A 10,966-nucleotide genomic window follows, 5' to 3' on the forward strand; every position below is an offset into this window, starting at 1 on the left:
ATAACCAGCACAACTATATAACCAAGGCTTACCTTTAATGCCCACTACAGACACCCCCTTTTTGGACGCTCCCTTTTTGGACGAAGTCCAATGGACCCAAGAAGGCCTCGTACCCGCCATTGCTCAAGATGCCGCTAGCGGTAAAATATTAATGATGGCCTGGATGAATCGCGAAGCATTAATGCAAACGGCACGCTCTGGCTTTGCCGTTTACTGGTCGCGCTCACGTAAAAGCCTATGGCGTAAAGGTGAAAGCTCTGGCCACCAACAAAAAGTTCATGACATTCGCCTAGACTGTGATGCCGATGTTATTGTGTTACAAATTGAACAAGCCGGTGGCATTGCCTGCCATACCGGCCGAGAGTCTTGCTTTTATCGCATATTATCTGATAATCAGTGGGTCACCGTAGATCCTGTACTCAAAGACCCGAAAGAGATTTATTCATGAGCAACACGCTACAGCAATTGAGCCAAATTTTGCACGAACGCAAAACTAGCGCAAACCCCGAGCAATCGTACGTTGCGCTTTTACATCAGAAGGGCTTAAATAAGATTCTCGAAAAAGTAGGCGAAGAATGTACCGAAACTTTGCTCGCGGCCAAAGATGCAGCCGTTAGTGGCGATAACAGTGACCTAATCTATGAAACAGCAGACTTGTGGTTTCATTCATTAGTGATGTTATCGCACCTCGGCGAAGATGCAGACGCTATACTGAAAGAACTGGCAAAACGCTTTGACTTATCGGGGCTAGAAGAAAAAGCACAGCGTTCACAATAAAACGTTAACACAATCATCGGTTGGTGCCAGCCTAGGCGGCATCCGAATACAAATACTCTCTCTACACTACTCAAAATAAAGGTTTTTCTATGTTAAGTGGCATCGGAATTTGGCAGCTTCTTATTGTTTTAGTTATTGTTTTACTCCTCTTTGGAACTAAGCGACTCAAGGGCTTGGGCGGCGACTTAGGCGGTGCAATTAAAGGGTTTAAAAAGGCAATGACCGAAGAAAAAACACCCGAAGAACAAGAGCAAAAACGCGTTGAGGCCGAAGCTGACGAAAAAAATAAAACAGAAGCCGCGCAGTCAGCAGCAGAAGCCGTCAAAACGGACACTGCACACACCAAAACTGAAACCAAGTAGTCATCGCTGTGTTTGATATAGGCTTATTTGAACTATTAGTTGTAGGCGGTGTAGGGCTTGTTGTAATTGGCCCAGAACGCCTACCTGGCGCCATTAAAACCGGCGCTCTTTGGGTTGGGCGTGTGAAACGCAGTATCCTCGAAACACGCCGCGAAATTGAGCAATCAATAGGCGCTGATGAGATTCGTCGTGAATTGCGCAACGAAGAGATCATGGCCTCCCTAGAAAAGCTTCGCGAAGCGCGTACACAACTCGAAGAAGATATTAAAGCCCATACTTCGGGCAATATACTGGACCATCAAGATGAGGTTCATCAGGGCGATGAACACGGCGATGATAGCCACTATCATGATGAACACCACCACGATGACCATCATGATCATCACAACCTTGATCACAATGCAAATTACCATCACACCGATGATAACGACGACCACTGGAAGCACCAACACAACGAACATGATGACGAGCACTATCATCATGATGCTTTAGCCGACGACGCGCAAACCGCCCATCACAACACCGATGAGCAGCCAATCGAAGAGCACTCACCCACCCTCGCAAGCACCAAGGAAGCCGACAACTCCGCGGCCAAATCATAATCCATGACCGACCAGTTTGAAGAAGAACATGACTCTCAGCCTCTCGTTGAGCATTTAACTGAACTGCGCGATCGCCTAATGAAAGGCGTGGGCAGTATTTTTATTGTGTTTATTGCCCTTATTTATTTTGCGCGTGATATCTACAATTTTGTTGCCCAGCCACTGATGCAGGCTTTAGAAGGCACCAGCACCATGATTGCCACTGATGTCACGGCAACATTTCTAACGCCCTTTAAGCTGACTTTTTTTGTGGCTGTATTTATTGCTATGCCCGTATTGCTTTATCAGATTTGGGCTTTTATTGCCCCTGCGCTGTACCGCAATGAAAAACGCTTAGCTAAGCCTATTTTTGCCTCGAGTATTATCTTGTTTTATGTCGGTATTGCCTTTGCCTACTTCATTGTGCTGCCGCCAATTTTCATGTTTTTTAACGCCATAACCCCTGAAGATGTCGCTTTAATGCCTGACATTACAACCTTTTTGAATTTGGTCATTAAACTCTTCTTTGCTTTTGGCTTAGCCTTTGAGATACCCGTTGTAACAGTCATTTTAGTCACGGCAGGGATCATATCGCCCGATGGGCTCGCTCAAAAGCGCCCTTATGTAGTGGTGGCTTGCTTTGTCATTGCCATGTTAATGACGCCACCCGATGTCGTCAGCCAATCAATGCTAGCCTTCCCTATGTGGGGACTCTTTGAAATTGGTATCTTTTTTGGCCGGCTCGCCATCAAAAACCGTCCTCCTCAAGACCCGCAAGATGATGACACCACTAATGATGACAATATTGCAACCGACAAAGCAACCTCAGCCATCACACTATCAGGCAAGCACACTGATCACTGACTAAAAAAAGATTACCCATCACAAAAAGGGAATATCGCAAAAACAGTCATCAAAAGGCGCTAACGGTTACGTTAGCGCCTTTTTATATTTTACTCACTGTCGCTTTTATAGGCTACTCGGCTGTATGATTTATCCGGTATGGCGTACACTATTTAGACACGGCATTAGTCGACACCGTCCGATAAGACTAACCAAGAACCTGTCGCAACCAAATACAAAACTGCTGTGACCGGCGCATTAAGGTGCCTTGATAATAACGCGGTATAACGCTCAAGTACTTCGCGATACTGCGCTTTTTGAGCCGCTTCAAAGGCCGCAACACTTTGATGAGACTGCGGCTGACCCGTTTTATAATCCAGTAAATAAATTTGGCCCCCCTCTTCTTGCCACCATAAATCGATACGACAAGCCTCTAGCACACCCTCACTATTAACTCCCGACAACGCATACTCGCAATGTCGTATTTTTGCGCGCTGTAGCGCTACAATTAACGGTGAATCAGGTGCCAAAGCCGCATCGAGCAATTGCTCTAGTGCAGCAACAGCATTATGGCCACTTTCGGTATCGAGTGGCTTACCATGCAGCATGGTTAAGCGCGCCTGCCACGCCGAGTGAAAGGCCGCCCAATTATAAGCCGGGGCGCTATCAGCATTTAACGTGGTCAAAGCGGCCTCGATATACACCTCTAACACCTCATGTACCAGCGTACCCACACAGGCATTAATCGGTTGGTATTCGACCGGCAATGCTTGGTTACCATTAAACACTTGGGCACCATCGCCTGAATCGCTGTGTTTAACAAAAGGCAAGCCCCCAAAAGCTAAATCACTGCCTGCTTGCAGCACCCAATCACACGGCACCTCTGCCAAGCGCCGCAAAGGTATCGCACACTCTTGCGCGGTTTGCTCTAATGGCTCAACACTTTGGCAGCATACACTAAAGCGCTGGGCAACCGCAGGCCAAATATGGCTCAGCAAACTACCACCGGCAGGCGGGTTAATGACGGCATCGGCGCCCTCACCTTTTTGCTTGAGCACGGCGGTTAAAAACAAATGCTGCTTTGCCCGTGTACAGGCTACGTACAATAAACGGCACGCCTCTAAACGCTCGCGCTTTGCCTGCTGCAAACCCAGCCATTGGTACAGTGCGTCTTTACCTTGGCCGCGCTCGGCCATGGGGCTTAATAACCAAGTAGCAGCCTCTTCGGCACCTAAAAATTCATTATCAAACAATTGTTCATGCCAACGCATCAACGGGCTATCGGTTTGCCCGCTAGCACTACCTAGCCCCACCAAAAACACCGCATCAAACTCTAAACCCTTAGACTTGTGCATCGTCATCACTTGTATTTGCTCGCTGGCCTCAGGGTCGGGTAGCGCATATAGCTCGGTGAGTAGTTTCTCTAGGCGGGCGGGGTTTTGCTGCAAACTCGCTTCGTCGCACTCGGCTAAGGCTTCAAAAAAGCGCTCGACGTTGTTTTGTGCATCGGCATTTAAGCTGGCCGCCCCCCCTAGCGCTAACCACACGCCCTTGACCCAGTCAGCTAAAGGTTTGCGCGCGCGCTGGGCAAGGCTTACCGCCATTACGTTGGCTACGTGCAAAACCCGCTGATAAGCCGGCTTATTTAGCCGAGCCTGCTCGCTTTGAAGCCACTGCCGCATTTGCATATAAACGCTCTCACCCGCTTGCTCACGCAACTGTAGCAGCGTATTAAGCTCTACCGCACACCAAGGCGCCCGCAATAGGCTTAACCAAGCCACCGTATCACTGGTATTGAGCAGTGCGCGGGTAATCACCCAAGCATCTTGCACCGCAGGCACCGCAGCCAGTGGGTCTAGGTCTACGGCGCGGTAGCGAATGCCCGCCGCTTTTAAAGAGGGTAAAACAGCCGTTAACTGCCTGCGCCCACGACCTAAAATAGCTATCGTCGCCTCAGAGTTTTGCGCCAATACCGTTTGCATTTGCGCGGCAATCCAGTCACCTTCGGCTTTGGCCAAGTCGGCAGGCTCGGTATCGCCCACCCCACAAAAGCCCTGCACACGCACAGCATTTTCGCTATCGGGGTTAAACGCGACCGCCTCGCTATAAGGGACGGCGCCTAAATTAAAATCGACCTGCGAAGGAAAGGCATTATGAAAAGTGCTGTTAATCCAATCGACTACGCCGGCTGCCGACCGAAAATTAGTTCTTAAACGCAACGTCTCGAGTGCAATAGCACCTAACTGACCTTGCTCACTGCTGCCAACATCAAGATCATCTGCACCATTATCTATACTAAAATGCTCATCACTATTGCCGCTATCGCTACCCATAACATCATCACCCAAACAGCGCAAAAACAAGCCCACATTAGCGCTCCTAAAGGCATAAATCGATTGCATGGCATCACCCACGCAAAACAACGTACGCCCGTCATCGGCTTGCCAGCCTGCCGTCAATTTTTGTATCAGTTGCATTTGATTACTTGATGTATCCTGGAACTCATCGACCAACACGTGGCTAATACGGTGATCTAAGCGCAGGGCTAAGTCGGTAGGTTCATCAATAAAACCTAGAGCACGGTCGGCGCGCAGGCTCATTTCGGTAAAGTCCAACTCGCCCTCACTGGCAAACACCCATTGTAAATGCGCGACCAAACGCGGTAATAACTGCGTGAGTGCTTGCAGTATTTGCCATTGCTGTTCGGGGTATTGCTCGTACGGCAAATCAATCGCTTCTGCCAGTGCATCTAACAAGTCATCACTGATGCTTAACGTATCAATCAGCGCCTTAATGTCAGCTTTTATTGCCTTAAGCTCGGCCGGCTTTATATCATCAATTTTACTCGGCACGCCCTCGTTTTTAGTAAAACGCTGGCGCCATTTGGCTTTGCCCGCCGTGCCCGTGCCTTTAAGATTGTGGCCACTTAATAAAAAAGCCGCTATACCGCGCCACTGCGCTAAACCCTGTTCACTGGCATCGGGCAAAGCGCTTAGCTCGGCACATAGCGCTATGGGTGTTGCGCTATCGGCAGGTAAATTGCGCGCTGCAAACGCTGTTAAAGCTAACAGCTTAGGTGCCAGCTCGGTAGGTATTAAGGCTTTGAGCTTGGTAATATGGCTTTCGCGTAGCTGCGCCAAACACGCCTCTAATGTAAACCGTACGTCGTCTTGGTGGCCCAAAATCAGCGGCAACCACGCCGCACGTGTTTTCAATAACTCGACTAATAAATTTTGCAGTGCCTCTTGCCGATTATCTAGGTGCATCAATAATTGCGCCAAACTATCGGCAACCTCATCGCCGCCTTCGAGCTCAGCCAGTAAGCTTTTAGCGGCCAACTCAAACAACCGCTCGGGGTCATCACTTAAAGCCACGCCCGCCCCCATTTGAGACTGCAGCGGCAAAGCTTTTACTAAGCCGGCACACAAGCCATCAAAGGTTTTAATGTGAAGCCTGTGCGGGTTTTGCAACAACTGCCAACCATACTGCGCATCGGCATGCAGCGCAGCTTTAGCCAGCTGCCAGGTGTGCTGCTTATGAGGCTCGACGGGCTTGGGAAGTTCGGCCATTTTAAGCGCTTCTATCACCCTGTGCAGCATTTCGGCCGCCGCCTTACGCGTAAAGGTAATAGCAAGCACCTCTTCTGGCTTTTGCACGCGGGTTAATAACACCAGCACACGCTGTGTTAATAGCTCTGTTTTACCACTGCCTGCAGGCGCGACACAAATAAAGCTTTGGCTCGGGTTTAAAGCGCGCTCGCGCTGGGCGGCATCTATCGGTAGGCTCATAAAGCGGCTCCTTTTAGCTCGGTGATATTCACAGCATTGCCATCACCGGCTTGCGGCGCCGAGTGCTCCGCTATACGGCATAAACTGTGTAACTCACAATACATACAGCTTTGTACATTTTTGGGCGCCACAGCTGCATGGCCGGCCACAAAACTGGCGGCTACCGCTTGCAGCTCTTGCTGCCACTGCATTAGTACATCGGCAAAGGTATCGGGCCAGCCTTTACCGGCCTTACTGTCAGCGACATCGTTGAGCTCAGCAAATAAATGCGGCATTGCAGTCAAGCCTAAATATTTCATTTCTTGGGTGTTAACCTGCGCAAAAACCGCCGCCCCTACATCGGGTAGCGCGGTGGCATATAAAGGAATTTGAGGCTCATCAATACGCGGCCATTGCCAGCTTTTTAAGGTTGTTTTACCGGTTTTATAGTCAATAACGGCCAGTGTTTTACCGTCGGCTAAGCAATCGACTCGGTCCATACGTAAACGCAATTTAAGGCCTGCCAACTCTAACGGCAGCGTTTCTTCTTGGTGCTTTACGGTAAAGGGTTCGCGCAGGCGCTCAAGGGCTAGCCAGCTATCGACGCGGCTTTGCACCCTTTGCGCTTCCAGTAATAGTAAGCGCTCCCCTAAACGACGGCCTTTGGCTAAGCGTGCAATCGCCTCATCGGTGGCTGCAGCAATTAACGCTGCCAGTGCCTCGGGGGTTTGCGCTAATAAGTTTTGCTGCGTTTGTAAGTGTTGCCACAAGTGCTCGAGCACATCGTGGACTAAATTACCGCGGTCACGGTTATTAAGGCCATCTTCCATCGGCTCGATACTTGTCGCCTGTAAACGGTGCACCGCAAAAGCTTGAAACGGGCAAGCCGCTTGGCGCTTAATAACACCCACGCCACCACGCAGCTCAACCGGTGTGGCAATAGCCGTTGCTGTATCATCTTGCAGCAGTTGCAAGGGTTTAGGCTCCTTACATTGCCAAGGGTGTAACACTGGCGGCTCAGCCATATCTTCGGCTGTAAAGGCTTCAATTAAAGGGCTTGGCACTAAAGGCTCTTCGCCATTAAAAGCCGGATGACTCACTATCACCTCTTCAGCACTGGCGGTAATACGCTGAGTAATAGCAGCAGCATAATCCAGCTCGGCGGTGGCATTGGCTCTTGGCATTTTATGCTCACGCTGCAAAGCAGCCGGCAGTAATGGGTTGGGCTTTAATGGCTCAGGCCATGAGTGGGCATCTAAACCCAGCCACCAAATGCCATCAAACAACTGCCCTGCCGCCTCTAATACCCCCAATATTTGCACATTGGCCGGTGGCGTTTGCTTGTGGAAAGGGGCTTTTAAACTTTGCGTTAATAACTGGTGGGCACGCTTAAAATCTACCGCTCCCAAGACGCTATCGAATAAAGCAAACTCGGCCAAGGCATGCTGCCAGTGCTCATGCTGCTGATATTCATGCGAGCTTAACGTACGACTGCCCGGCCATGCCCAAGCCCTTAAGCGCTCACTAAAAAATACACACCACTGAGAAGGCAGCGCTTTTTTAGGTGGGCGCACCTGTAAGTGCTGGTAAACCTGCTCTAGCATCTCGTGCAACACTGCCAAGGGCGCCGTTTTTTGCGCAGCCTCTTTGCCCTGACTCTCTTTATTGGATTCCGATTCGGCGACAGCTGCGCGCGATAACTGCGCCTCTTGCCAGCGTTGATTTTGATGCGCCACCTCGGCTTTGAGTTGCAATAAGCTGGCGCGGTTTGTACGCCCGGCCAAGCGCGCCATTAATTGTGCACGCTCTTGCCAAAGTCCAAAATCCAGCACAAATGGCGACAGCATTAAGGCTTTTAGCTCGGCCACCGGTAAAGCCTGCCCTTGCCATGCAATTAATTGGCTAGCCGTTTTTATTAAAGGGCATTGCCCTAACGGCTCAGCCGCCGACACATTATACAAAGACTCATCAAATTGCCCTTGCGGCAACTGCGCATTAGGCTCAAACACCTGCTGAAAAACACGCTCAATATCGGTAAGCCGCTGCCCCAAATCAGGCACCACAACCGCCACTTGCTTCCCCCGGGTACTTTGCTCTAACGCCCAAGTCGCCGCCGCAAATACTTCAGACTTACCATTGGCATACTGGCGCCGCTTAGCCACAGGGTTTTGGCTGGCTAGCACTTGGTGGTGCGCCACCTCAACACCGGCAGCCACTAAAGCTTGCTCCAAGCGCTTAAGCGGTGTGGGCCACTGATCAAAACCGGTAAAGACTATGCGCTGAGGTAATTGCGCGTTTAACGCTTTTTGCTCAATGGCCTCTAATAAAAAATTATACGCATCTTGGCTATCGTATAATTTTTGCTCGTTCAACACCGTACGATACTCATCTTGCCAGCGCATAAAAAGCTCAAACTCATCGGTAAGATGGCTGGCGTCAGGCTCCAATACACCCCACATTTTAAGCAGTTTGTCGGCATCTAGCGCTGGGTCGAGCACATCGCCGGCGGCCCATAAATTATCATCGCGACTAAGCACTTGTTGCCAGAGCGCTTTTTTTTGCAGCGGGTTTATGGCTTGGCCTTTAGCAGCATAGGCCGGTAGCAATAACTGCGCTTTGCGCCACAGTGCATTTTGCCACAGCTCTAGGGCCATACAATCGAGCGGGGCAAAGGCCTCACAACCTTTATTGCTTTGGTAATTTGCATATTCACGCTGATAAAAGCGCACCAAACGCTGGTTGGGGCTACAAATAAAAACATCCCGGGTCAGTGCATCAAACCATGCGCTCAGGCCGTAATAATTCATGGTGTACTCAGTAGTTAAGTGGCTGTTTAAAATACTTAGGGGCGAGGCATAGTAGCTTGTCAATAAGACATAGCGTTCTGTTTTCTCGGCAAGGCGCTCGAAGAGGCGCATGCAAGAGCATGTAACGCTTTGAGCAACGCAGGTGAGGAAGCAAAAAAACAAGTATTATTGGGTAATGTATTTTTCACTCGCCCCCTATACCGATATATTACCTGCCTCGGGGCTAAATTACTTATAATGCGTGCACTCACCAACACTCAGTATCGCTTGTTGGCGCCTATTGTGGTGCCGCTCTAGCCAGACGCTTTATTATTGGATATTCATGACTTTCGACACTCTCGGTTTACATCCCAGTCTTTTAAAGGCCCTTAGCGCTCAACATTACACAGCGCCCACCGCGATTCAGCAGCAGGCTATCCCCTGTATTTTAAAAGGTGACGACCTACTCGCCACAGCCCAAACCGGCACCGGTAAAACCGCCAGCTTTGCCTTGCCCATTATTCATCAATTGGCTCAAAGCACCCGCAGTGGCGAGCCACATAAACGCAGGCCCAAGCGCTTTCGCGCATTAGTATTGGCCCCTACGCGCGAATTGGCCCAGCAAGTACACGACAACTTTGTTGCTTACAGCCAGTACCTTGATATTAAAACAACAGCCATTGTTGGTGGTGTCGATTACGCCCCGCAAAAACAAGCGCTTATTGATGGCACAGATATTTTAATCGCAACACCCGGCCGGTTACTCGACTTAGCCCAACAAAGAGCCTTACACTTTGATGCATTAAAAATGCTGGTCATTGATGAAGCCGACCGCATGTTAGATATGGGTTTTATTGATGAGATTAATAAAATTCTAGATAAACTGCCCGAGCAGCGCCAAAGCTTATTGTTTTCGGCCACACTGTCAAAAGGCGTACGCGCACTCGCCAGAACAACCATCGACAACCCACAAGAAATCACCATTCAACCCAGCCAGCACACTACCCCCACCATTGCTCAGTGGGTTGTGGCTATTGATAAGCACAACAAATCCGCACTGCTTAGCCACTTAATTAAAGAGCAGCAATGGCAACAAGGTTTGATTTTTATTCGCACACAACACGGCGCCGCCAAATTGGTGAGCCAACTAGAAAAACGCGGCATTATTGCCGAGGCCATTCACGGCGGCCGCAGCCAAGCTTCACGCACCCAAGCCCTTGCCGATTTTAAAAATGGAAAAACAGCCTTTTTAATTGCAACAGGCATTGCTTCACGGGGTATCGATATTCACCATTTAGAACGCGTTATCAATTACGACCTACCCGATGATGCCGATGAATATATTCATCGCATTGGCCGTACTGGCCGCGCAGGTAATGCCGGCGAAGCAGTATCACTGGTATCTAAAGATGACTTTAAACGCTTATGCGCCATAGAGCGTAGACAAAACGAAATTATAGAACGCCGCATTATTGAAGGCTTTACCGTCACGAAAGACTTACCCGCCTCTAATTTGAATTTTGTGATTAAAAGTAAAAGGGGGTTGTGAATTTTAGTGCCCGTGCACCGCGGCAAGTACATCCGTGTAGGCTTAGTCGGTATCCTTTGCTAGCCTAACAATATCGACTCAGCAGCACCTCCCATTATTCCTACCTAACAAAATAGCCCAAGTTATTAGCTTGGGTTCTTTATTCTTTTTATTGCGTGAATATGCTATTAGCGAGTATTTTGGCGTGGCGATATAATAGTCGATAAAACTTAGTATCATTTTCTTTTTGGCATGCCTGTCTAAGTAGATCTCTTCAGCGCTTTCATAAATTGGCTAATATCAAATAAATTGAGTCGCCACG

8 protein-coding genes are annotated in these 10,966 nt (G+C 49.3%); 6 read left to right on the forward strand and 2 right to left on the reverse strand.

From position 1 onward, the window contains the following. Positions 1–37 precede the first annotated feature (37 nt). The 5 genes from hisI (at position 38) to tatC (ending at position 2,584) form a co-directional block, all read left to right on the forward strand. Positions 38–448 (forward strand): phosphoribosyl-AMP cyclohydrolase, encoded by a 411-nt coding sequence (gene hisI, locus AC438_RS10175; protein ID WP_053981153.1) that lies wholly within the window; start codon positions 38–40, stop codon positions 446–448. Next, positions 445–777, forward strand: a complete 333-nt coding sequence (locus AC438_RS10180) for a phosphoribosyl-ATP diphosphatase (RefSeq protein ID WP_053981154.1) — start codon at positions 445–447, stop codon at positions 775–777. Before hisI ends, AC438_RS10180 begins: the two co-directional genes overlap by 4 nt. Positions 778–866: 89 nt before the next feature. Then, a complete protein-coding gene (gene tatA / locus AC438_RS10185) occupies positions 867–1,139 on the forward strand; it encodes a twin-arginine translocase TatA/TatE family subunit (RefSeq protein ID WP_053981155.1) in 273 nt (90 codons plus the stop codon). Between the two features lie 8 nt (positions 1,140–1,147). Next, positions 1,148–1,741, forward strand: a complete 594-nt coding sequence (tatB, locus tag AC438_RS16595) for a Sec-independent protein translocase protein TatB (RefSeq protein WP_082354089.1) — start codon at positions 1,148–1,150, stop codon at positions 1,739–1,741. A gap of 3 nt (positions 1,742–1,744) precedes the next feature. Continuing rightward, complete coding sequence (gene tatC / locus AC438_RS10195) at positions 1,745–2,584, forward strand: twin-arginine translocase subunit TatC (RefSeq protein WP_082354090.1); 840 nt, start codon at positions 1,745–1,747, stop codon at positions 2,582–2,584. A gap of 164 nt (positions 2,585–2,748) precedes the next feature. Here tatC and AC438_RS10200 read toward each other — a convergent pair whose 3' ends face one another. Both AC438_RS10200 and AC438_RS10205 read right to left on the reverse strand, forming a co-directional pair. Next, positions 2,749–6,351: a UvrD-helicase domain-containing protein gene (locus AC438_RS10200; RefSeq protein WP_053981156.1), complete on the reverse strand. Its 3,603-nt coding sequence runs from the start codon at positions 6,349–6,351 to the stop codon at positions 2,749–2,751. Next, complete coding sequence (locus tag AC438_RS10205) at positions 6,348–9,248, reverse strand: PD-(D/E)XK nuclease family protein (RefSeq protein ID WP_053981157.1); 2,901 nt, start codon at positions 9,246–9,248, stop codon at positions 6,348–6,350. The genes AC438_RS10200 and AC438_RS10205 overlap by 4 nt, the downstream gene beginning before the upstream one ends. Positions 9,249–9,459: 211 nt before the next feature. On the opposite strand from AC438_RS10205, the gene AC438_RS10210 reads away from it, so the two are divergent. Next, entirely contained in the window at positions 9,460–10,665 is a 1,206-nt protein-coding gene (locus AC438_RS10210) for a DEAD/DEAH box helicase (protein ID WP_053981158.1), read from the forward strand. The last annotated feature ends 301 nt before the right edge of the window (positions 10,666–10,966 follow it).

This window comes from Marinagarivorans algicola, assembly GCF_001292705.1.
Classification (GTDB): Bacteria; Pseudomonadota; Gammaproteobacteria; order Pseudomonadales; family Cellvibrionaceae; genus Marinagarivorans; species Marinagarivorans algicola.